The organism is Sporosarcina aquimarina, from assembly GCF_019748715.1.
Taxonomy (GTDB): Bacteria; Bacillota; Bacilli; order Bacillales_A; family Planococcaceae; genus Sporosarcina; species Sporosarcina newyorkensis.
Genome location: NZ_JACLBZ010000033.1, coordinates 94,070 through 117,771, shown reverse-complemented (window position 1 = coordinate 117,771; position 23,702 = coordinate 94,070). Strand labels below are relative to the sequence as shown.

Genomic DNA, 23,702 nt, shown 5'->3' with positions numbered 1-23,702 from the left:
ACCTCCTTTACGTACATTATATTTTACTTCTACCCATTGCCTACTTCTTTTACACCTTAATTGAGCTGGATGGCATTCACCAATCCGCCACGTATAGTTTTTCGTCTCTTACACACGCTACTTGTATCAAATGGAAAGGAGTGTTGAAACAGTGGAAATGAAAAACAAAGTGGAGTCCGAAATTTCGAATATGAAGGAAGATAAGAAGGAACAAATCCTTCAAAACTTCAACCATTTCAAAGGGTTTTTGGCGGAAAAAGTAGAAAAAGGCGAAAACTTAGGCTTGAATGATGAACAACTCGCAAAAACGACCGAATTTATTGCGAACTACTTATCACGTCATGAAGAACCTCGAAACCGAGAGCAATATTTATTACAGGAATTATGGGATTCAGGCTCCAAAGAAGAACAACATTCTTTAGCACATATGTTGCTGAAGATGGTTCGTCAAGCATAAAAGGAGAGCGATAAGCAATGGGTGTTCAAGAAAATCCTGCTCCAAAAAATCCAGACGTCTATCGATTAATTCAAACACATCCTGAAAATTTAAATACCAATACAGTTAGTCTGTTCGATTTGCATGAAGATATGCAAACAGTCGATTCAATTTCTTTGCCTGATCAGCGGAAAGCTCAGATGAAAGAAAAAATAAACCACTCCCCCCGCTATAGTGGCGGAAGCCGTTCCTCCGATTACGGCGCTCCAATGTAATTTCCCAATCAAAAGCTGCACAGTGAACCCTCACACTGTGTAGCTTTTCCTCATTTACTCACCCAAATTGTCGATATTTCCCGGGAAATGTACGCTCGATTTCTATAATCCGATTTAAAGTTTCCATGATATACTAATGTTCGATAGGAACGGAGGTTAAATGCATATGAAACCATGGATGTATCCGCTATTCATCGTTATTGGTGCAAGTTGCTACGGCATTTTGTCGACAATTATCAAACTGGCAATCCACGATGGCTTTACAGCTTCGGAAGCTGTGACGGCACAATACTATACGGGATTTCTATTAGCTCTTATTATTTTTTTATTCGCTAAACGAAGTATGCCAAAGCTTCGAGGCAGTTTTCCTGTCTTGATTGCAGGATTATTCACAGCTATAACAGGAACAGTGTATGGGAAATCTGTCGAGTATATGCCTGCTTCATTGGCAGTCGTGCTGCTGTTTCAATTCACGTGGATTGGAATGTTATACGAGTGCGTAGCAGCTAGACGACTTCCTAAGAAAACAGAAGTAGTATCGCTGATATTTTTATTTGGAGGTACGATTTTAGCAGCCGGGCTTATTGATGTAGATGTCAGTGGAATTCCATGGCAAGGCTGGGCGTGGGGACTGGCTGCAGCATTTAGTTTTGCTGCATTCGTTACGGCCAATCAAAAGCCGGTACCTGGAATGGGCGTCGTAACACGATTGTTTCTCATGTCATTTTACGCTGCCATTGCAATTACGTTCTTCCAGTCTCCTGAAATCATTTGGAATGGAAAATTGAGTGAAGGTCTTTGGCTGTATGGAGCTATTTTGGGCGTTTTCGGCATTGTTCTTCCGATTTTTTTATTTTCCATTGGTGTTCCAAAAGTCGGCGCTGGCATGTCCTCTATTTTGAGTGCCATGGAGTTGCCAGTTGCAATTATCGCCTCCATGTTATTGCTTGGTGAACGACTGACCCTACTGCAATTTCTCGGAATTTTGCTCGTGCTGTTCGGGATGACCTTACCCGCGATGCTGCAGCGTTTTTCATTGCATAGAAGACAGCAGTTAAAACATCTGCAATAAAAGAGAGACATGTCCGCGAACGCGGACATATCTCTCTTTTATTTCTCCAATTTCACTTCAATCGGATCTAACGTCAATGTTTCATGACCTTGCCCGCTTCCTTCGCTCAAAATCACTTCAGGCGTGAAAAACAGGGATGTCGCTTGCTCATTAATTTTCCCCATCGTAGCACTCCAATAGAAGTCCTGCTCGTTTTCACTATGACCGCCATTGCCATTCACTTTATACTCGTTCCCTAAATTATCCATAACAAATAATTCTGCAGTGACCCATTCCCACATCTCACTTACAGAGCGATCGACTTTTTGGCTGTATTCAATAACAGTGGAAATATCTGTCGAACGGATTTCATTTATTGTCACTTTAATTCCATCTTTAGAAGTCGAATCTGCGACTGACTGGACTTCTCCTTTCACTTCCCTCAATATGAAATCAAAATTCCATTCGCCTTTTATTTCTTTCATTGTCTCTTCGTTTACGATACTTCTTGGTCGCCATTTGACCGTGACAACGTCTTGTTTGGAATCAAAGAATGGGGTTGATGTAATCATTCCGACATATTGGGTATCGCCTATTTTTTTTAATGAAGAGGAAGTCCCGGTAGCACCTGTTTCATATTTCACCTCTACAGGTGCATTCACTCCTGTATTCTTCCCTAATTCCTTTTCGGTTTCTACTGAATACGTAAGTGTTATTGTCTTGCCGTCATAAACAGCATGGTCCACTGCCATCGTTATGCCATTACTCGTCTGAACTTGACCAATGCCAGTCGCAAACTCTTCATATTCAGTATAAAATCCATCCTCTTCGTCATTGAAATAACTAAAAATATTATTCACAATTGGAATCTGACTGGCAAGCGTCGGGAATCCAATTCCAATCGTCGTAATGGAAGCCATTGTTATAACAGCCGCTGCCGCCACATTGCGCCAGAGTTTCGGGATCCGTCTCTTTCGATGGATTTTCTTTCTCACAAGCTGCTTCATCGCCTCTTTTTCGTCATCCGAAATTTCTATCGGCTCCATTTCCTCGTCTACATTCAATTCGTTCAGTCGCTTATAAATTGTTTTCATATGTACTCTTCCTCCCATTCACCTTTTATCAGAACCGAAAGTTGTTTCTTTCCCCGATACAGTCGATTGTCAACAGCTGCCTTCGTCACACAAAGAGATTCTGCAATCTCGCCATTCGACATATCGAGGAAATACTTCATTGTGAAAATATCCCGATCCATTTCATTCAGCTTGCTCATCGCGACCAACAGCTCTTCCTGCTCTTCTTTCGCGAGGACAATACCGGTGATATTGGTTTCACTGACGAATGGCATATTATCCATCCCCTGTTCTCGATTTCTTTTTTTCCCCACCCGACGATACTGATCAATCGCTTTATACTTCGCCACCATGCAAATCCACTTCTTGAAATCTGCAGGCCCTCCTTCAAACTGATCGCCATTCTCCCATACCGACAGAAATACATCACTGATACACTCATCGATATCTGCATCTGTCTGCAGCGGACCAAGCACTTTATACACTACTGCTTTAACGATGGGCAAATAGGTATCTACCACATACTCAATGGCGTCTTCTTTCTTCCGTTTCAACCGCCTGATAAAATTTTTCTCTGTAGATTTCATCTGCACGTCTCCTTGATTATCTGTTCTTATTTACTACAACGAATGAGCTCGTCTATTATTCTCACGCCTAATAAAAAAAGTCCTCACATTCTATCGTGAGGACTTAATTTCCATAGGATCTTTCCAATCCACTTTACGTAATGCTGCAATCAACACGAGCAGCGCAATATCCATCGCAATGACGGAAAAACTAATAGTTAAAAATACAGATGACCAGGAACCGCCGCCTATATTGAAGGAAAACGCCATATACAGCATCATGGCAAAATGAACACCCATATACAATAGGTAGACCTGTTTCAACCGATCACGCAACAGTGTATACCCTTGCCCTTGAATCGCCGACTTCCATGTACCGAGTAAATAATAGACCACAATCACTTTCCAGACGAACAGACCTTGAGTGTAAGACATCCATCCTACATCAATCGCTTCAGATAAATTCACAAAGACACCCGGCAAGGAGATCAGCATCCCTATAAAGGCAACAATTTCCACCTTCTTTGCTACATGAAAATGTTTCGTCATCAGCCGGCCACCCGAATAAATGAGGTAGTAGCCAATTGGATCGGCCAGCAAATCGATGCCGATCTGGATGCGGAAAAAGATGAACAGATAGCCCCAGAATATCAGGCGCAGTGCTTTATTCATTCGGCACCGCCTTCGTTCTCTTCTCGATCAGTTGCTGAATCTCTTGTTTCGTAAACTGCGGATACGAGATATAGCCGACTTTCTCCTTAAAAGGCTCCTTTGTCGCTGTCTCTCCTATTATCTCAATATCGATATCCATTACGGCTCTGAATTTGAGATCGGCAGTACTGGATACAATCAACGGCTCTCCTTGTTGGAGTTCAAACGGAAACTCTACAGTTCGCACATCAACGCCTGGAGCTTCCTGCCAGTATTTCTCTTTGAAATCCCTCATTCCATCCGCAAGCGGTTTTGACAACAACCTAAGTTTCGGTGAATAAGCCTTCATAAGAAATTGATTTTGAAGCAGATCATCAAATGAAGTATGTATTGATTCAACTGTCACTACTTCTCCAGGTATCAACTGAGATTTGTCATAATCTCCGCTCGAATGAGTGTTATCATTAAACGGTGACGTCCCATCCGAAGGAGGATGCACTACAATTCTCCCGATCTGCGCTACTGTTGAAGGGCTTTCTGAAAAATGGACAGTCACCTCATGGAATATTTGCTGCTCTTGAATTTCCGGTAAATGATTGAATTGAACCGTCACTCTACGCAGGGAATAGCGGCCAAATTGATCCACTTCCGCAATTTCGCTGTCTATTCCCCATTCAGGACTGCCCAGCCAATCCCCAAGTTCTACAGATTGTACAATTGAACGATCTTCTTTATTTGCCAGATAATAAAACTGCAAAAAAGGAGACTCTTCCCACCACATATCTACATAATGATCGACAAAGATTGGCTGATCGAGCTTTTGAGACTGTGCATAAGCAAGGTTGGCAACCCACAATATTCCTGTGAGCACTAGAATGACCCAGAATGGTCTAATCTTCATCCACTCACTCCTTACAACGTTTTCAAAAACGTCACCAAATCACGTTGATTCTCCGGTACCACACCATGACCGTCGCTATACGTCTTGAACGTCACAGTTGCCCCTAATGACTCAAAATACTCCTTGCTTTCCGCTCCCCATTGGGATGGGATAACATAGTCATAATCACCGTGTGAAATGAAGATTTGTAGACTTTCAACCGGCTGCTTCGCATATTCATTCTTGACGAAATCTGGTACGTAACCGCTTAATGCGGCCACTCCTTTAAGAGTAGGTACCATGGTCAAACCAAGCGCCTGCGAAAGCACTGCTCCTTGACTGAATCCTACAACTGTCAGATGTTCAGGATCCAAATCGAACTCCGTAATCGCCTCGCGAATAAACGATTGAATGTAAACTAATACTTTATCAAACACTTCGCGATCCGGTTTGCCTTCTTCTTCAATTGTAAAGAATGCATATCCCGGAGCATGCACGATTGGTCCGCGCAAGCTGAAGATATGATGGCTTTCCTTAAATTCACCGACGAGTTGCAGCAAATCTCCTTCATGACTTCCCATGCCGTGAAGTAAAAATATTGCTGGTTGTTTCCCTATATCCGTTGCTGGTGCTGTATGCGTAAACGTAAATGGTGATTGCATATTCCTTCTCCCCTTTTCTCTTCTTTGTTTCTATAGTTTACCATACAAAAAAACGCCTGCCACGGTAAGCAGCAGACGTCTTCACTCGATTACTTTTCAGGTTTCGCTAACACTTCATCCCAGTTGATCGTTCCATCTTTCACTTGGTCTCGGCGTTCTTTTGTCATGATATCATTGGGACGCCCGCCATCCGGCCAATCTTTGTCATGATTTCCCCACTCGGGACGATCCTGTGACAAAATGTATGCTGCTAAATCGCTAGCTTCCTGATCAGATAATGTATTTTCTTGACTCACTGGCATGTTTTTCTGAACATAACCTGCCATTTTCGTCATACGGGCAATCCCTGCTCCGTCGTTAAATGAACCGTCACCCCATAATTTCGGTCCTGTATTCGAACCTGTTCCTTCTCCCGATTCTCCGTGACACGCAATACATGATTGCTGGTACAATTTCTCACCGTTGTCCACGTCCGGAGTCGGCAAATCATCAATTGTGTTTTGGTGGCGCCACTCTAACTCGGCTCCTACCGGAATACCTTCAGAAATATACGTTAAGTATGCAACCATCGCGTCTAAATCTTCATCATCCGCCGCAAATTTTTGTCCATCCATACTTCTCACCATACAGCCGTTAATTCGTTCTTCCAATGTGACCATCTGTCCAGATCTGCCAATATACATTGGATAAACTGCGGACATACCAACCATGGAAGAAACTCCTTCATCTGTTCCCGCACCGGCATGACAGCTAGTACAGGATAATTCATTAACACGTGCAATTCCATCTTCTACGGAAGCGGCCTCTGAACGTAATACATTGGATGTATCATCGAATAACAGGTGACCACGTTTAATTGCCTCCCCTTCTGGTCCGTCTGGTACATCTTCCATTGAAGGCGGATTGTGCTGAATACCAGCCACTTTTTCAGTTGGAGCTTCTGTTTCAGGAGATTCTGCCGCTTGATCCTTGTTGCTTCGGAGTTGATTGGCCATAAGAGCAATAACGACCAGACAAACTACGACAATAAAACCTAAGGTGAGCGTTGTTGTTCGTTTCATGTGAACCCCTCCTTGTACCCATATTTTCTATATTATCAGTATACTACACTTCTAATTTACCATAAATGGAAATATAGATCTATACGTTATCTAACTGAAATTCGACAAAAAATGGAACAGATTCTACATTCTTTTTATATCAGGTCGCGGAACTTATATACGCACACATTAAAACAGATGGCGGTAAAATACCGCCATCTGTTTACTCCACAATATATCCATCTCTCATCGTGATAATGCGATCTGCATAAGGTAACATCTCTTCGTCATGTGTAACCATCAACGTAGTTAAATGCAGTGTACGTGTCAATTCCTGCAACAGTTCCATGACGTCTTTTGAACGCTTCGTATCTAAACTTGCTGTCGGTTCATCCGCAAAGAGGATTTTCGGACGGTGAATGATTGCACGCGCAATCGCCACCCGTTGCCGCTCTCCTCCAGATAAGGAAGAAGGATATGCGTCTTTACGGTGTTCCATATCCACTAGTTTCAATATCTCCTCTATAGCTTTTGACTGTTCTTTTTTGCTCGTTTTCGTCTCAGACACGTCGAGCATTAATTGCAACTGTTCTTCTACCGTTAAAAAAGGTACTAGGTGAGAGGACTGGAAGACGAAGCCGAAATCGGTGGCACGTATATGCCGAATTTCCTCTTGGCTCATTTTCGTCATATCTTTTCCTTCAAAGATGATTTCTCCGCCAGATGCACTTTGCAAACCGGCTGCGATCGTCAAGATTGTAGATTTGCCCGAACCAGAAGGACCGACCAAAGCGGTAATTTCTCCTTCTTTCAATGTCAAATTGACACCTTTCAATATTTCCTCTTCAATCTCACCATTCGTAAACGTCTTTTTCACTTCATCAATAGTAAAAGCAGACATTTTACATCTCTCCTTGTTGAATCGCTTGAAGCGGTTCGATTTTTTTGATTTGGAAACCTGAAATCGTTGCTCCAATGAAACCAACAACTAAAAATACTCCAGACAACATAAAGACAGTATCCAGAGTCAAGTGGAACGGCATTCCTTCAGGAGCAACGATGCTGAACCCTTGGCTGAGCGCAATGGAAAGCGCTAATGCAACTACGGTAATAACAATCATCTGGTACCAGATCATCCTGAACAACGATAATGTTTTCATACCAATCGCTTTCAAAATACCGTACAATCCGATCTTTTGGACGTTCATCATATAGAAGAAAATCGCAAATAGCATTCCGCTGATGATGACGAGAAACCAAACGATCATGTTCAATGACATCTGTTCCGCACTATAACTTGGAATCGCGTTTAAGAATTCTTTATTAGAAAAAGACTCCACCCCGCTGATTGTTGGTGCGTCTTTACCTGGAATGAAGATTGCCTGCATTTCCATCACGCGGTAGATTTCTTGGTAATTTTTCATTTGAATGAACGCAACAGGTGCGTGGCTATATTTCTGCTGATCAACAAATCCCTTGACGACGAACTCGCCGCTAAATTGGTTGTTGGTCAAGACATCGCCAACTTTGATTCCTTCATCTTCAAGCGTACGATCGAGAATGATCTCGCCTTCTCTAACGTTTTGGAACAGATCGGAATCTGTAGAAGTGACGAATGCGACGCTGTGCTGTTTATCTTCCGCATCATTGACAAATCCCATTTGGATTGAGAAAGCCGTTGCATCCGGGTTGTCTGCCAATGTCTTCTTCTGTACGTCTTCATCTATTTTAGATAGGTTATACGTTTGATTGGCATCTTCATCTAAATAAAATTGTCCCGCCGGTAAATCTTTGATCAACGCTGCGTTGTCTTGTGACAATCCATTGGCAAGTCCCGAAATAATAAAAGTCAGGAAGCTTACTAGGAATATAATCGACCCTAAGATTAAAAACTTTGCTTTACTCTTCTTCATTTCTTTCCATGCAATCTTCATGGATACCGCCTCCGTGTTTTTCTTTATGCTCTTATCTTACCCAGCGAAGATGAACGGAGGATGAACTGGACATTACAATTCGTTAAGTTGAAAAACAGCGAATGGTAAGGGATATAATTTCCTATTCACATTTCATTATGTGAAAATCGAAATATTGAAGGAGTGATACAGATGATTCGATTTGAAAATGTTTCGAAAACTTATGATGGCGAGCGTTTAGTAGTAGATTCTCTCAATCTGCAGATCGAGCGGGGAGAGTTTCTTGTTCTGGTTGGTCCAAGCGGCTGCGGAAAAACAACGACCCTTAAGATGATCAATCGCTTGATCCCGCTCACAAAGGGAACAATTTGGCTCGATGACAAACGAATCAGCGACTACCCGATCCACGAACTTCGCTGGCAAATCGGCTATGTTTTACAACAGATCGCGCTCTTTCCGCATATGACCATAGAGGAAAATATTGCAATCGTTCCCGAGTTAAAAAGATGGAAAAAAGAGCAAGTACAGCAGCGAGTGACAGAATTACTGAAAATGGTCGGACTTGACCCTCACATCTACCGTGATCGCCAGCCACAAGAACTGTCAGGAGGCCAGCAACAGCGAGTAGGTGTGATACGAGCATTGGCTGCAGATCCAGACATTTTATTAATGGACGAGCCATTTAGCGCTCTTGATCCAATCAGTCGCGTTAAGTTACAAGATGATATCTTGGATCTACAGCGCACTATTCAAAAGACTATTGTTTTTGTGACGCATGACTTGCAGGAAGCTTTTAAATTGGGTGATCGTGTGTGCATTATGAATGATGGAAAAATCGAACAGGTGGCTACTCCGCAAGAAATACTAACGCGTCCCGCTTCTCCATTTGTCCAAGAATTTACTGCGACGGCTGTAGCAAGGAAGTTTTCTATTGTGGAAAATTTGGAGCCAGTTCCAGATGGTTTTTCTGCTCACTCCACTCTGCCCTTCGATAGCGAGTGGGGGTCTCTGGTGCAATCATTAGCTTCTAATGAACGAATAGCGATTGAGAAGGAAGGACAGATTGTCGGTTTTATCACGAGAGAAGGCATCCTCCGCTTTTTAGCGGAACAATCACTTGAAGGGACGGTGCCGAATGAATAATTTCATGGAAGTATTCCAAGATCGGCGCGGTCAATTGCTGGAAGCTCTTTTGGAACATATTCAAATCTCATTGATTTCCTTATTGTTTGCGGTAGTAATCGCTATTCCTATCGGTATCTATTTAACCAATCAACGAAAAATAGCGGAAACGGTCATCGGAGCAAGTGCCGTACTGCAGACAATACCTTCACTTGCCTTGCTTGGTCTTCTCATCCCCTTATTTGGTATCGGGAAAGTACCGGCAATCATTGCATTGGTTGCCTATGCCTTGCTACCGATTTTACGTAATACATACACGGGTATTAAGGAAGTCGATCCTTCATTGAAGGAAGCGGCCACTGCAATGGGTATGAATACATGGAAACGCTTGATGAAAGTCGAGTTGCCTCTTGCTATGCCTGTAATGATGGCGGGGATACGTACTTCCATGGTACTGATTGTCGGAACGGCAACACTTGCGGCGTTGATTGGAGCAGGCGGTCTCGGTGATTTGATCCTGCTTGGGATTGATCGGAATAATCCTTCGCTTATTGTGCTTGGTGCAATCCCCGCTGCTCTGCTGGCATTATTTTTCGATTATTTACTGAAGATATTTGAAGGCCTTTCATTCAAAAAAGCCATCATCGCCTTTGCGGCATTTACCGTAGCGGCAATCCTAATGGTCGCTGCACCTTTGATTGGTGGAAGTTCTAAAAACCAACTCGTAATAGGTGCAAAACTTGGTGCTGAGCCTGAGATTCTCATTAATATGTACAAACTGCTCATCGAGGATCAGACCGAACTGACAGTCGAATTAAAACCCGGACTTGGGAAAACTTCATTCGTCTTCAATGCTTTACAGTCGGGAAGCATCGATCTCTATCCTGAATTCACGGGTACAGCCTTATCTGAGTTCTTGAAAGAGGAAGCGGCCAGTAATGATCGCGAGGAAGTGTATCGGCAAGCTAAAAAGGGATTGGAAGATCAATTTGACCTAGTATTATTATCACCTATGTCTTATAACAATACGTATACGCTTGCCGTTTCAAAAACTTTCCAGCGGCAATATAATCTAGAGACCATATCAGATCTCACTGCTGTTGAACAAGCCGTAAAAGCTGGATTCACTTTAGAATTCAATGACCGAGAAGATGGCTACTTAGGCATCCAAAAGCTCTACGGTCTGACATTCCCTTCCGTCCAAAAAATGGAGCCGAAATTGCGCTATCAAGCGATAGAAGCAGGAGAAATTAATTTGATGGACGCTTACTCTACGGATAGTGAGCTTCGAGAATATGATTTAACGGTACTGGAAGATGACAAAGAGTTATTCCCTCCTTACCAAGGAGCTCCCCTGTTACGGAAAGAGACGCTCGAACAATATCCTGAATTGCAGAAGGTACTCGATTCACTCGCGGGTCTCGTGACTGATGACGAAATGCGTGAGATGAATTATCAGGTGAACGTAGAAGAGATAAGTGCAAAGGAAGTGGCGGAAACCTTCTTGCAGGAGAACAATTTACTAAATTAATTTTATTTTTTTGATCCGCAACCAGCTCAGAGATCCCAGGTTGTTTCAGTTACCTAGCAAGCCATTCCTAGTGATCGATTCAAAGTTAAAAAGTTTAAAATCATGTGAGCGGGCTATACAGAGGATGTAACGAACAATACTAAAAAACGAGGAGAGATTTTCATTATGGCAAAACGTAACAACAACCAGGAGAACCAAAACAACCGTAGCAAAATGTCCCTTGAAGAAGCAGGTCAAAAAGGCGGAGAAACAACAGCTAAAAATCATGGCCATGAGTTCTATGAAGAAATCGGACGCAAGGGCGGAGAAGCCACTGCTCGAAACCATAACAAAGAATTCTACGAGGAAATCGGCCAAAAAGGCGGAGAAGCTCGCGCTAGACAAAACAACAATAACTCAAACAAAAACAATAATTCCTAATGGATGCTACGTGATGTAATGACAGGATTCCCCCTCTTGCATTTTACTTCACATAAGCACGAGGCTGTCCCGGAGGTCAGAAATGACTTTCAGGACAGCCTCGTTTTTTATTAATGTACAGTAAACCTTGTAAAAAGTAGTGAGGGCACTATGTCCTTTATGTCTATCTCATAATAAAAGATAGGCCAGTGGTGTAGCAACAAGAATACTTAAAATTGTACGTTGTACCCAAATAACAAGAAGCTTCGGAATACTGATTGGAATCTCTGTAGACAAAATACTAGGGATACTCGCCGAGAAAAATATAATGGATGATACACAGACGACAGCAACGACAAATTTTGATACGATTGCCGCCTCAACGACTAATAATGCCGGTAGAAACATTTCGGTGACACCAATGGCAGCCGCTTTAGCAACTAGGAATGCATCCGGCAATTGCACTAAAGCAGTAAATGGATAGAAAATATATCCTAGAAAATCAAAAATGGGTGTATACTCTGCCAATAGTATTCCGATTAAGCCAATAGATAAGATAGTCGGTAACATATTCATCGTCATGACCATACCATCACGTAAATTCACCCAAAGGTTCTTTCCGAAATTTGGTGCATTATTAGAAGCTTCCATTGCTTGTTTCCAAGCATTCTGTAGATAGTTACCCGTGATAAGTGTTTCCGGTTCCCCTGTCATACCGTTATAATATTCATCTGGTAACTTACTGATCGGCCAAATCCTTACGGTAATAGCCGTCACGAAAAATGTTACAAAGGCCGTCACAAAAAAATACAAATTCCAAACACTCATAAGATCCAATGTTTTAGCAACAATAATCATGAAAGAAACAGTTACAGTTGAAAACCCAGTTGCAATGATAACAGCTTGCTTTATTGTATACTTACCTTCTTTAAACTCTCGATTTGTAATTAATAAACCTACAGCAAAGCTTGCAACGAAGGATGCCATAGCGCTTACAGCAGAACGTCCCGGAGTTTTCCATATCGGTCTCATAACCCGTTGAAAAAGAACTCCAACAAACTCAAAAAGTCCATAACCCAGTAATAAAGCTAAAAAAACCCCGCCCAACGGAACCATTATACCGACAGGGACTACTAGTGAATCAAATAGGAACGGTCCTACATGTTCATTCATTAACCAATCAGGACCTCGTTTTGAATAGATGATAATTCCTACTGCTAAACCTATTATCTTCAGTAATGTAAAAACTAAATTAAATGTGCTTTTATTCCACGTTTTTGTTGCAAATGGATAGATCACTCCTCCTAATATAACAAGTAAAGCGTATATCGGAGTAAGAGATGGAAAAGTTGTGTTGATCCATGTAACTATGTGATCAAGAGGAATGGATGATGTTCCATCAACTTTGATTGGAGCGAAAAAAATAAATATTCCAATCAAACTAAAGCCGACAAACTTTAAGATATTGGGCACATTACTCATGGTTTGTTCTTGAAGCTTAGGATTCTCTTCTACATTTGTTGTTTGAAGATTTGGCACAGTATGTTACCTCCTTTTTTGTAAACAGCTTTTTAAAATTTCGAAATTCTCTTGGCAAAAAAATATTATTGGCAAGTTCAAGATATAAAAGACACAAGGTATGTGCAGTTTTTACTCAACATAGCCTTATGTCTCTGATCTCAAAATTCAATAGAATATACTGTTCGTTTTATACATTTTTCCCCTCTAAACCGGCTAACTCCTCTGCTGAGGCAGCTGGTGCCTTCATTTCAAATATTTCATTGATCACAGTATAATCATAGTATCCTAGACGTGCGATCGGTTTTATTTTCAAGATATCCAGTTTTCCATTTGGAAGAATGATGTCATCAGCGATATGCACGTGGGCTACTCGTCCGATAACAAGATCTACTGTGGAGACTTCATTACCAGTTGGTATTCTAATCGTCTGTACATACTCACATTCAAATTGGACCGGTGATCCGGCCACACGTGCACCAGGTGCTTCAATACAACTTTCCTTTGCTACTCCTGCTGCTTCAAATTCGTCAACGTCATCTGTAGAAGCCTTTGCGGAAATATTCACTGCTTCACGTAAATCCCAGGTAGCCATGTTCCAAACAAACCAGCCCGTTTCCTCAGCATTCCGGACGGTATCTTTTCTTCCGCCTAATATCGACTGATTAGCCGCAAACATAACCATCGGCGGGTCCCACGTAAGATTTTGATATTGACTGTAAGGCGCCAGATTGTCTACTCCATCTTTTGATTGAGTTGAAAGCCATCCGATCGGGCGCGGTATAGCACTACTTTTAAAAGGGTCATATGGCAAACCGTGATGTTCGCCTTTCTTTGGTGAATAATTCATGTATTTTCCTCCTAAGTGTATATGATATTTATGGAATAAATTGAGTTCACAAGCTTCTTATTGCACCAATCCTGTAGCTGGACCACCTCCTTTAATCACTAATAACCTAACGGAAAGCGCTTTCTTTGTTCGTTAGATTAATCCTACTCTTTTTGCAACCTACCACGCTATGGACAATATATATAACTTTAGGAAAATATAAAATAATTAGACGACAAAAAGAAAAATCTATCCAGTTTATATGGACAGATTTTAGATAGTAGGATTATTATGTGTCCTCCAAAAGCTCGGAGAATAGCCTATGACTTTTTTAAAGACCCTACTAAAATAGCCCGGGTCTGTAAATCCTACTTGTTCGGCTATTTCAGAAACCGTCATCGTAGTTCCCATAAGAAGCACTTGGGCCTCTTTAATACGTTTCCTTTGTAAATAATCTGTAAATGTACAGCCCATCTGTTTTCTAAACATCGAACTGAAATACTGGCTATTTCGGTTTACAAAAGCCGAAATATCTTCAAGAGTAATTGAAGTAGCATAATTTTCGTTGATATATTGAATAGCCTTTTTTATTAGAATAGAATTATAGGAAGTTTCTTCTTTTTCGACTTGATCGCATAATCGGTAACAAAACGATAGTATATTATGAATAATGTCAAATAATACTTCGCCTGATAATATATTGTTAAATAATTTTTTATAAAGATGTTCTTCTTCAAGCAGATATACTTTTTCTAACATGAAGCGTCTTATATGAGATAGAATATTTGTTAATCGAATACGGACATTTTCAGAATCCGGGAAACTTTCTTCTGTTATTGAATAGTTATTTACCTGATCATTAAGCCAATTTTTCAGCATCTCACGATCAATATTCCGCAAGTGCTTCATAAATTCATCGCTTTCCTCAGGGGAAAGAAAGGGATCTATTTCGGTTAAAACTAAGTTTTCAATCGGAGGAAATACGTGATTCCCTCCAAAGTAGAATCGGCGTAACAGGGCACGTTTTGCTTCCCAATACGATTGGTGTACCATCTTCGGGTTGTTATACCATTTCCCTATACTTGCAGAAAAGGAAAGACCTCTTTCACTTTTCGCTTTTTGGCAAAAGTACACTAATATTCGTCTTAACGAATGAATTGGCTCTTGATCAGAAGCCAAATATTCTCCACTAAATAACAAGACGAGATGATCTTCAACGATTAGCACAAAAGGGCGGTAAGATTGAAATTCACTATTGATAAAATGGACTAACTTAGTCAGATCCACTTCTCCTTGATTTGACTTATCAAGGCTAAGGGCTACAACCAGTGTGGGAATTTGTTGATAGCCCCAAGTTCGGACTTGGTCCAAAATGAGTGAGTCGTTGAATACTCTTCCAAATAAAAGGTCGTATGCCCATCCATGATGGATAAAGTTTTCTTTGTCTTCACTAGTTTTTTTATGTGAATTAATTACTGTATTTTTCATCGTATGTAACCATTCGTTTGTATCATAGGGCTTTATAAACAAAGCCTCCGCCTTCATATTTAATGACTGCTCAGCTGCTTCAAATGTTTTATGATGCGTATGGACAATTGTCTTTATCTCCAATTCCCTCAGTAAATTTGTTAATTGTTTTCGTGAATGGGTAAGCATCTCAAGTTCTACAATTAAAATATCCGGCTTCCAATCGAAAAGAATATCAAGACACTCTTCTTCATTGTCCGTTTCTTTTAATTGCGTTATTAAAATCTGGTTTGATAATAAAACCCATCTGATCCCTTTTCGTTCAAGTTCATCTCTTTCCGCTATAAGAATTTTCATCCATTGCCTCCTACTGATTCTTAGTAATTTTACTCTGTATTTTACCCTTTATTTAATGTAAATTGATAGTTTGTACAGATTAATGGTGGATCATAAAACAGGCAAAAGCAGTGAACACACTGCCTTTGCCTGTTTTTAATTATGCTTAAGTTATACTTGCGCGATACTGTCTTCTGGCTTGCATAAATAGGGTTATAGAATGCTATAAGATTCTAACTTCAATCCAGCCAAGGAACTTCAATTAACGTACGTCCGACCCACTCACGCAATACTTCATTAGTTGGGCCCATAATTGCACCCGCGCGTCCATCCCGCACAAATTTTTCCACTTGTCCCGTCATATAACCCCGACCGCCAGACACTTGCAACGCTGCATTTGTCACGTCAATGACCATATCTGCTGCATGTGTCTTCAGCTGCCATAATGGATATAAGCATTCTGATAACTCTCGGCCTTCCTTCTGACAGCGATCCATTGCCTCCGCTGTTCGATACAACATGCTGCGCGCACTATCGATCTTGATTTGCGCCTTAGCCAGCTCATGACGAATTACTTGATAATCAGCCACGGAAGAACCTGTATCCTCGTGAACGGTACGCTTTGCTCCGTTGATGGCCATATTCAATGCACCTTGCGCGATCCCTACCCAGCACGCCGCTGAACCTAGTAAGAATAAAGGATCGATCGTGTTGTCGTTGAAATAACCCATACCGCCTTCGCCACCAATACGGTTCTCAAGAGAGACTTGAACTTGCTTAAAGTTCATCGGCCCGCTAGCATTTCCACGTAAACCCATTGCATCGAATGGGAAAGCTTCCACACCTTTTTGATCGTTTTCGACTAATAAAAACATCAGATTATCCGGATCGTTTGTTTCAGGAGAAGTAGTCGCAACCAAATAAAAGTCCGCTTCTCCCCCGCTCGTCACGAAAGATTTTTCTGCATCCAACGAGTAACCGCTTTCATTTCGTTTCGCCTCACTGCCAACGTTCCAGAAGTGTCCACCAGTTGCTTTTTCACTAAACGCCAATCCTCCGACATGTCCAGCCTGCAAGCGCGGTAACAAACGCTGACGCTGTTCTTCAGTTCCAGCCTCGTAGATTGTATGAGCAGTTGTCATGTGCATCACCCAACACATCGTAGTGGATGGGCAATACTGTGCAAAAACTTCCGAAAGTACTGCAAATGCTGTGAATCCATCTTCAAGACCACCCGCCTCAACCGGTATGGTAACTGCTGAATAGCCAGCTTTCGCAACCTCACGTAAACTTTCGCGTGGATACTTTCTCTCTTGATCTGAAACGAGCGCACGGGGCAACAGTTCTCTTTCTCCTAGTACATGTGCTGCTTTCTGTAACTCTTCATGCCCTTCTGGACATGTCCACCATTGTGGTATTTCCATGATTCCCTGTTGTTGTTTTTCTTTTTCCATTACACTAATTTTCACCAAAATGTTCACTCCAATTTTTCATTAACTTGCTATTTAGTTATTCGAAAAGCTAGCTCTACTCTTTTTACTTTATCATATTTTACGTAATAGTAAAGATTCAATGTTTAAATAATTATCTGTTAATGTTAACTTAAACTGTATACTCAGCGTCCGTATTATAAATACGATCAATTTATTAATTTTATAGTTTTCCAATAAAAAAAGAACCATCCGAGATAAAAATGACTTCTCGGATAGCTCTATGGTTGGTCAGTTTAACAAATAAATTAATATTCACATCACATTCAGCACTAGTCTCTTATTCTTCTTTGCAATTCCCCGGATGCTCGAAACGAAATGTCACAGATAGCACCATTTGTCATCGTAACTGTACGTTTCTTTTTATCCAATTCATTTACATGTTGCAGATTAATCAGAAGGCTCTTATGACACCGATAAAAAGAAGTGCTCGCTTCTTCAAAATCTTTTAATCTGCCGTAAAACTCATAATATCCATTCTTCTCATATACGGTAATCTTATGTGGAATCGTAGAGGTTTCGAAATAATAAATATCCTGAAGCCTTATATTTTTAATGCGCTCCCCAATTTTTATTTGAATAACTTCTGATGAGTCCACTTCACCAAGTTGCGTGTATTTTACAAATGCGCTCTCTAATGCTTCTTTAACTTGTGAGGCGATTTGATTGGGTGTATCTTTCACAATGAAATCAAGTGCTGCCAATTTATAAGTAAATGTAAGTTTCAAACGATCCGCATGAGTTGTAATAAAAATAATAGTGGCTAACGGATCTTTTTTCCGAATAGTTACGGCCAAGTCCATCCCATCCAGATGATGATCCAACTCAATATCCAGAAAGTAACAGTCAGCCTGATAATGATCAAGATAAGTTAGTACGTCGTCCGGCGTGCTTGTACACAAGACCACTTCAATACTTGGTTCGTGAAAACTTGCATAGTTCATAATTTCTTTGTAGATAAACTCTTTCTGAACTGGATTGTCTTCACATATGATAACCCGCACTCATATCCCTCCCTGCGATCATAATTTCATGAATAAACCATTGGTTTTCAACACGCGTATTCCAAGTAATATTCGGATAATCGGATAAGATTTTCCTAGCGGAAGACAAGCCCATTCCTCTATCTTCCCCTTTCGTTGAATACCACTCTGCAAATATTTGTTGAATATTCATCTCGCTATCTGACAGTCTATTCTCGATCACGATGACGACCTGGTTATTCACGGATAGAAAAGCCAAGTTAATTTGAGGAGAGTCTAAAGCGGTCGATGCCTCGATTGCATTATCCAAGAGAATTCCCAAAACTCGCGACAGATGAAGACGATTCATAGATATATCTTCAATCACATCTGGAACCTCTACAGAAATAGGTATCGACGATTCATCAGCAAGCAATAATTTGGTGGAAATCAGTCCTTTTAATTCAATTATCTGTAAACGGTCGAGCTGGCTAAACAATTGATTTTTAAACAAGGTTCGTTGCTCTGCTTTTATAATTTGTTCCTCAAAATATTTTCTTAGCCCTGTTACATCTTCATTTTCAATATAGCCACGCAATGAAAGCAGTATATTTGCGTGGTCGTGTCGGAAAATCTGCATGTCTCGATTCACTTGTTCAAGTGATTTCATGTATTGAGTGAACTGTTGCTGCTCTATTAGCTTTTCGTTTATGTCTTGATCTTTCACCATCGTATGTAAAACAATTCTGGTAAGGCTTATCATAATCACAAAATAAAAAAGCAGAATTACTAAATTCGTTGCAGAAATTTGGATATCGTCTTTTTCTGCAGGCAAAAACACCAAAACATAAAAGACTATGCTGGTACTAACCGCAACGAGTAATAATACCAATTGAGAACTCTTAGATAGAATAATTCGATGTTCGTAGTGAGTTAAAAACTTTTTGTACACCACAACAATCGCAGCAATTTGCACCACGATTAACCCAATATGAGTGACTAGCGATAAATGAAAGGTATACACTAAAAATAGAGCAGTATATTCTGCTAGAATGCTGCAAAGATGGATAAAGAGTAAATGAAAAAAGACCATTTGCTGTCTAGAAAACAAGAAAAATAGTCCGCCAATTAAAACGACACTGACAACCATTGAAAGCCAAAGTGACTGTGGATAGATAGCGGCCAAAACGGTGACAAATGTGTTAACAACCAAGCATAAAATCAATCGCTTTATCGTTAATTGTAAATTCATAATATAAAACAGAGACCCATATATGATAAAGAAATTGAATAAACCAAAGAGGAAAAACAAAGTTGTCATTTTATCACCTCTATATTTTGCTGTTTATGTCTTTAGTAGTTACGTTCAAGATGTATTTGTAGACGATCATGATAAAATCGCCCGAAACCATTCTACCATGACTATAATGAGGTTTGATCGTACCTGAGTTATTTTCATTAGTACGTTACGGTATACGGGAGGTTACTATATGAATACGGAAAGTCTAATGACAATAAGCAATCAATCGCTGTGTGTGGCGTTCATCTTCTTACTAGTCGCTATCGTTCCCGTTGCGCTTTCGGTTACCACAAAAAACAAGCGGACGAAACGACTAGGCATGAGTTTAACGATCGCAGCCTTATTACTGCAACTGACTTATTTTGCGCTTAGATGGCTTGCAATCGGTCACGCACCAGTTAGCAATATGTACGAGTTTATGACATTCTTCGGCATCATGCTCCTAGCAAGCGCATTACTACTCTACCAGCTATACAAACAAATTGTGGTTGTATTATTTTCAATTCCGTTCTCGTTGATTATCATGGGATTTGGCGGAGTTTTCACGAGAGATGCTTCACCTCTAATCCCCGCTCTCCAGAGTAATTGGTTATCTATACATGTGATTACTGTCGCTTTTTCTAGCGCAATCCTCTCAATAGCGTTTGCAACAGGTATTATTTACTTGTTGCGTACTCTGGATGTCGAGACGCAGACAGTTCATACGAGAAGCTTGGAATTCGTTATGTATTGTCTAGTCGTGTTAATAGGATTTATTTCGAGTTCAATGTTTTTTTCGTTCACCTCGGAAGAAAAACTCATTCAGTTTGAAAATAGAGAACAGGAAGTAGAGAACGCTGCATATATTATGCCTGCGCTTATCGTAAATCAAGATGCCGTTCTTGTAGATAGCGGACAATCAATCGGAGTCATAGAAATTTCCAACATGCTGGATGCGAAAAAGAGCAACACCATTCTATGGGCATTTTTGATAGGCACTGCTCTATACCTGATAATTCGCATGCTAACGAGAAAGAAAATAATACAATTACTAAAACCATTGACAAAGAAAGTGAATTCTACGGTTATGGATGAAATATCGTACCGAGCTGTCGTTGTAGGCTTCCCCTTGTTCTCGCTAGGAGGTTTATTATTTGCGATGATTTGGGCACATCTGGCATGGGGGCGCTTTTGGGGATGGGATCCAAAAGAAGTCTGGGCGCTCGTTACTTGGTTGTTTTATGCAGCTTTTTTACATCTACGAACATCTCAAGGTTGGGAAGGTAAGCGAACTGCCTGGATGTCGATCATTGGTTTTGGCCTAATTGTATTCAACCAAGTATTCGTCAATCTCGTAATTGCCGGATTACATTCTTATGCTTGAAGTTCAAGCAGATAAATCAACTGTAAAAGGTCGTCTTTGACAGTCATTTCAACCGACTTCGGACGACTTTTTCCTGCTTAAAATTTATGTTAGAAGAGTGATATAGATCACTGCATTGAAGTTGTTCTGAATTTATAAAACATCCTTCAGTGACACCCTTTTCTCACGTGGTCAATCAAGAAAAGCAGAAATTTCGCACCAAAGTATCTTTACACCGCACTAATGTATAACTGAACCGAGCCAAAACTCCTCCAGACCGCACCTTATTCAAGCCACTCTGAACCAAATCAGCTACATACCGCACCATTCTAACCTAATAACCTGTATAATTGAGGAAAATCATACAACTTCAAAGGAGTGAGTACATTGCTAAGTATCTTGGTTGGGCTAATAATCTGGGCTTCAATCTTACTATCGCCAATCGCTCTGCTGGTTCTCATCTTCAAACGAACTTGGACTACTGTAATCGCCTGTTTAATCATCATGTTGCCAGTTTCTCTATATTGTCTGGCCGGAAACCCACCTATTTCATATATCGGTTTCGCACCGATAGTACTCTTGATTTCTGCTCCCATCTTTATCAAAAAGAAAAAATTAACTTCTTCTGTTTAGAAAAAGCCAGCCCACTCCAAAAGATATTGGAGCAAGCTGGCTATTTTTTTAATATAAAGGCACTTTCCACGGTTCTACCACTGGCTCATAACGTTTTACGGAGAAAAGGTGCAAGATCAATTCCTCAGGTACTTCTTTCAATTTAGGCAGAGTCAATTGCATCCCGACCTTAAAGTCTCCATTTTCGTCTTTTTCATCCAATATAGAACCACTTAATCCCGACGAGTAAACATTCCCTTTATCATCTGTAATCAACCAGTCGCCTAACTCACTGGCTCCCACTTCTTTCCCGCCTTCCATCTCAATAACAAAAGTCTCTTCTTTCGCAATTGGCATCAGCGATTTACGTAAATAAAAGTTTGTTTCATTTTTCGCCTTGACGACAGTCAAATGGTTGCCCTCAAACTCAAATGAAAATGGCTTCTTTCGTAACTCATTCGGCCGAATTTTAACAGAGAAATCAACCGGCTCCGTTTTATACACGCCATCCAGCACAAACGCTACATTAGGCTGTTCTTTTTTCGGAACAAATGAATTCACCCACTTTAGGTGTCCCAGTGTCCCCAATCTTTCGCTGGTGCCTTGCAGCATACCTGTGTCCACAGCATGCCCTTTTTCTTCTGTCCACGTATTCCAGGAATATAATGCTGTTCCACTCTCATCTTCCAAATGATACGCGATCGCCGTCTCGTACTGATAGACAAGATCTTCTACATTTTCCGCTCCGAATCGAAGCACGAAATCATTTCTCGCCTTTTCAATCCTCGTGAGTTCTTCTTCTGAAAAGGATGTTTCATAAAACAACTCTGTAGATGAAGGTGCCTTTTGAGCTTTTTGCAAATCAACTTTTACACCATTCGTCGTAATGGAGGCATCTTCCAATGCAAGTGTTTTGGTCAATTGCCGTTTCTCTTTCAGATCAATCGGAACATCCAACTTCCAACTCCCTCTTACTCCATTCAGTTCAACTATATCAAATCGGACAGTCAACCGGTCCAGTTCCTCCTGATCACGCAATGAAAATTCATATACACCATAATCGCCTCCATCCCACCAACTGTAACCAAGCTGACCTATCTCATTTCCATTACTATCGAGCGCGATGACACGATTTGCAGAGTCCCCCTCCTCAAGATACGTGTTTTTCGTCTTTCCATTTTTCAACACTTGGTACGATAGAGTAATCCGAGAGGAATCCGCCATTACATCTTCCACTTTCAATGTAACCCCTTGGTCTTCTACCGCCAGATCCACTCGTTCGGCTAGCCCCTCTTCCATTGCCAAACGAAGCCCTTCATCCGCTTGTTCAGTTGAAAAGAAGCCTCCAATCAATTGAGCAAAACTCGGACTCAGCGCAGCGCTTAAACCTACAGCCAACACTACACCCGCAGCGGATAACATCACCTTTTTCCAAGGCGCTTTCCGTCTGAACGTTTTTTGCTCATACGGTTCCAGCTGTTCCAATACGTTATCCGCAAAATCATCCGGCAATTCAGGGTTTTGGAGCGTTTCCACGACAAATCTCTGCTCTTCCAAAAACGCCGCTACAACTTCTTGACAATGTGAACAGTTTTCCACATGCACCTGTACCCGATCCGATTCCTTTTCCGTTAATAAATCATCCACATATTTAGATAATTCATCTATCGTTGGACAGTTCATGAAAATATCCTCCTTCTCGTTTCACCGTATCCCTCATTTTTTTCTTTGCGCGGTGAAGTTTATTGCGAACAGTAGACAACGGAACATCTGTCAGCTCACTGATTTCGTCATAACTTAACTCATTCGCATATCGCAATAGCATGATCAATCGCTCATCTTCTGGAAGTGTCGCAAGCAGACGTTCCAGTTGTCGATGTTTCTCTTTTTTCAAAAACACGACTTCCGGGTGATTGCTGTCTATTACTTGTTCTTCCCCGAGTTCCACTTGCGTCGAGCGGTACCGTTTTTTACGGAACTCATCCATACAATGATTGATCGCCACTCGATACAGCCAACTGGAAAACGATCCCGTTTCTTTATATTTACCCAACTGATGATATACTTTCAAAAATGCATCCTGCACGAAGTCCTGTGCATCCTGCGGGTTTCTCGTCATTCTTAAAATTGTCGCGTATAACGGATTTTTATATTTATTGATAATATGGGCATAAGCTTGCTTATTTCCAGCCAATACTTCACGCACCCACTGCAGATCCTCTTCCATAGCGGCCTCCTTAATCAATT

The 23,702-nt window shown here is 41.0% G+C and carries 23 protein-coding genes; 7 read left to right on the top strand and 16 right to left on the bottom strand.

Translation table 11 applies throughout. The features are described 5' to 3' along the window. Positions 1–130: 130 nt before the first annotated feature. From H7J92_RS15055 to H7J92_RS15045, 3 genes are all read left to right on the top strand, one after another. Positions 131–457 carry a DUF3243 domain-containing protein gene (locus tag H7J92_RS15055; RefSeq protein WP_009766560.1) on the top strand — a complete coding sequence of 109 codons (327 nt, stop codon included), beginning with the start codon at positions 131–133 and terminating at the stop codon, positions 455–457. Positions 458–474: 17 nt separating this feature from the next. Beyond that, on the top strand, positions 475–711 hold the full coding sequence (locus H7J92_RS15050) for a hypothetical protein (RefSeq protein ID WP_009766561.1): 237 nt from the start codon (positions 475–477) through the stop codon (positions 709–711). Positions 712–871: 160 nt separating this feature from the next. Next, positions 872–1,783 carry an EamA family transporter gene (locus tag H7J92_RS15045; RefSeq protein ID WP_009766562.1) on the top strand — a complete coding sequence of 304 codons (912 nt, stop codon included), beginning with the start codon at positions 872–874 and terminating at the stop codon, positions 1,781–1,783. Between the two features lie 38 nt (positions 1,784–1,821). On the opposite strand, the gene H7J92_RS15040 is transcribed toward H7J92_RS15045, so the two are convergent. The 8 genes from H7J92_RS15040 to H7J92_RS15005 form a co-directional block, all read right to left on the bottom strand. Beyond that, complete coding sequence (locus H7J92_RS15040) at positions 1,822–2,856, bottom strand: DUF4179 domain-containing protein (RefSeq protein WP_009766563.1); 1,035 nt, start codon at positions 2,854–2,856, stop codon at positions 1,822–1,824. Then, on the bottom strand, positions 2,853–3,422 hold the full coding sequence (locus H7J92_RS15035) for a sigma-70 family RNA polymerase sigma factor (RefSeq protein WP_078817620.1): 570 nt from the start codon (positions 3,420–3,422) through the stop codon (positions 2,853–2,855). The genes H7J92_RS15040 and H7J92_RS15035 overlap by 4 nt, the downstream gene beginning before the upstream one ends. 90 nt (positions 3,423–3,512) lie before the next feature. Beyond that, positions 3,513–4,073, bottom strand: a complete 561-nt coding sequence (locus H7J92_RS15030) for a hypothetical protein (RefSeq protein WP_009766565.1) — start codon at positions 4,071–4,073, stop codon at positions 3,513–3,515. Next, complete coding sequence (locus H7J92_RS15025) at positions 4,066–4,953, bottom strand: hypothetical protein (protein WP_221837713.1); 888 nt, start codon at positions 4,951–4,953, stop codon at positions 4,066–4,068. Before H7J92_RS15025 ends, H7J92_RS15030 begins: the two co-directional genes overlap by 8 nt. 11 nt (positions 4,954–4,964) lie before the next feature. After that, entirely contained in the window at positions 4,965–5,594 is a 630-nt protein-coding gene (locus H7J92_RS15020; RefSeq protein ID WP_078817622.1) for an alpha/beta hydrolase, read from the bottom strand. A gap of 89 nt (positions 5,595–5,683) precedes the next feature. Beyond that, complete coding sequence (locus H7J92_RS15015) at positions 5,684–6,655, bottom strand: c-type cytochrome (RefSeq protein WP_221837711.1); 972 nt, start codon at positions 6,653–6,655, stop codon at positions 5,684–5,686. Between the two features lie 202 nt (positions 6,656–6,857). Continuing rightward, positions 6,858–7,535: an ABC transporter ATP-binding protein gene (locus H7J92_RS15010; RefSeq protein ID WP_009766569.1), complete on the bottom strand. Its 678-nt coding sequence runs from the start codon at positions 7,533–7,535 to the stop codon at positions 6,858–6,860. Between the two features lies 1 nt (position 7,536). Beyond that, the gene (locus H7J92_RS15005; RefSeq protein WP_009766570.1) at positions 7,537–8,568 is read right to left on the bottom strand and encodes an ABC transporter permease; all 1,032 of its coding nucleotides are present in this window, start codon (positions 8,566–8,568) and stop codon (positions 7,537–7,539) included. 171 nt (positions 8,569–8,739) lie between these two features. On the opposite strand from H7J92_RS15005, the gene H7J92_RS15000 reads away from it, so the two are divergent. From H7J92_RS15000 to H7J92_RS14990, 3 genes are all read left to right on the top strand, one after another. Further along, positions 8,740–9,690: an ABC transporter ATP-binding protein gene (locus H7J92_RS15000; RefSeq protein ID WP_078817624.1), complete on the top strand. Its 951-nt coding sequence runs from the start codon at positions 8,740–8,742 to the stop codon at positions 9,688–9,690. After that, entirely contained in the window at positions 9,683–11,200 is a 1,518-nt protein-coding gene (locus H7J92_RS14995; RefSeq protein WP_221837709.1) for an ABC transporter permease/substrate-binding protein, read from the top strand. Before H7J92_RS15000 ends, H7J92_RS14995 begins: the two co-directional genes overlap by 8 nt. Positions 11,201–11,365: 165 nt before the next feature. Continuing rightward, a complete protein-coding gene (locus H7J92_RS14990) occupies positions 11,366–11,620 on the top strand; it encodes a KGG domain-containing protein (protein ID WP_221837707.1) in 255 nt (84 codons plus the stop codon). Between the two features lie 168 nt (positions 11,621–11,788). On the opposite strand, the gene H7J92_RS14985 is transcribed toward H7J92_RS14990, so the two are convergent. From H7J92_RS14985 to H7J92_RS14960, 6 genes are all read right to left on the bottom strand, one after another. Beyond that, positions 11,789–13,138 carry a YjiH family protein gene (locus H7J92_RS14985; RefSeq protein WP_009766574.1) on the bottom strand — a complete coding sequence of 450 codons (1,350 nt, stop codon included), beginning with the start codon at positions 13,136–13,138 and terminating at the stop codon, positions 11,789–11,791. A gap of 169 nt (positions 13,139–13,307) precedes the next feature. Continuing rightward, positions 13,308–13,967 (bottom strand): flavin reductase family protein, encoded by a 660-nt coding sequence (locus H7J92_RS14980; protein WP_009766575.1) that lies wholly within the window; start codon positions 13,965–13,967, stop codon positions 13,308–13,310. A gap of 252 nt (positions 13,968–14,219) precedes the next feature. Further along, positions 14,220–15,770, bottom strand: a complete 1,551-nt coding sequence (locus tag H7J92_RS14975) for a helix-turn-helix domain-containing protein (protein WP_009766576.1) — start codon at positions 15,768–15,770, stop codon at positions 14,220–14,222. 218 nt (positions 15,771–15,988) lie between these two features. Continuing rightward, a complete protein-coding gene (locus tag H7J92_RS14970; RefSeq protein ID WP_343228096.1) occupies positions 15,989–17,218 on the bottom strand; it encodes an acyl-CoA dehydrogenase family protein in 1,230 nt (409 codons plus the stop codon). A 293-nt stretch (positions 17,219–17,511) separates the two neighbouring features. Then, positions 17,512–18,243, bottom strand: coding sequence for a LytR/AlgR family response regulator transcription factor (locus H7J92_RS14965; RefSeq protein ID WP_078817625.1), 732 nt, complete (start codon positions 18,241–18,243; stop codon positions 17,512–17,514). After that, positions 18,224–19,522 (bottom strand): sensor histidine kinase, encoded by a 1,299-nt coding sequence (locus H7J92_RS14960; protein ID WP_078817626.1) that lies wholly within the window; start codon positions 19,520–19,522, stop codon positions 18,224–18,226. The genes H7J92_RS14965 and H7J92_RS14960 overlap by 20 nt, the downstream gene beginning before the upstream one ends. A 169-nt stretch (positions 19,523–19,691) precedes the next feature. Between H7J92_RS14960 and ccsB the strand changes: the two genes are divergently transcribed. After that, positions 19,692–20,864 (top strand): c-type cytochrome biogenesis protein CcsB, encoded by a 1,173-nt coding sequence (gene ccsB / locus H7J92_RS14955; RefSeq protein WP_078817627.1) that lies wholly within the window; start codon positions 19,692–19,694, stop codon positions 20,862–20,864. A 660-nt stretch (positions 20,865–21,524) separates the two neighbouring features. Here ccsB and H7J92_RS14950 read toward each other — a convergent pair. Next, complete coding sequence (locus tag H7J92_RS14950) at positions 21,525–23,138, bottom strand: DUF4179 domain-containing protein (RefSeq protein WP_221837705.1); 1,614 nt, start codon at positions 23,136–23,138, stop codon at positions 21,525–21,527. Next, the gene (locus tag H7J92_RS14945; RefSeq protein ID WP_246603039.1) at positions 23,116–23,682 is read right to left on the bottom strand and encodes an RNA polymerase sigma factor; all 567 of its coding nucleotides are present in this window, start codon (positions 23,680–23,682) and stop codon (positions 23,116–23,118) included. Before H7J92_RS14945 ends, H7J92_RS14950 begins: the two co-directional genes overlap by 23 nt. Positions 23,683–23,702: the final 20 nt, after the last annotated feature.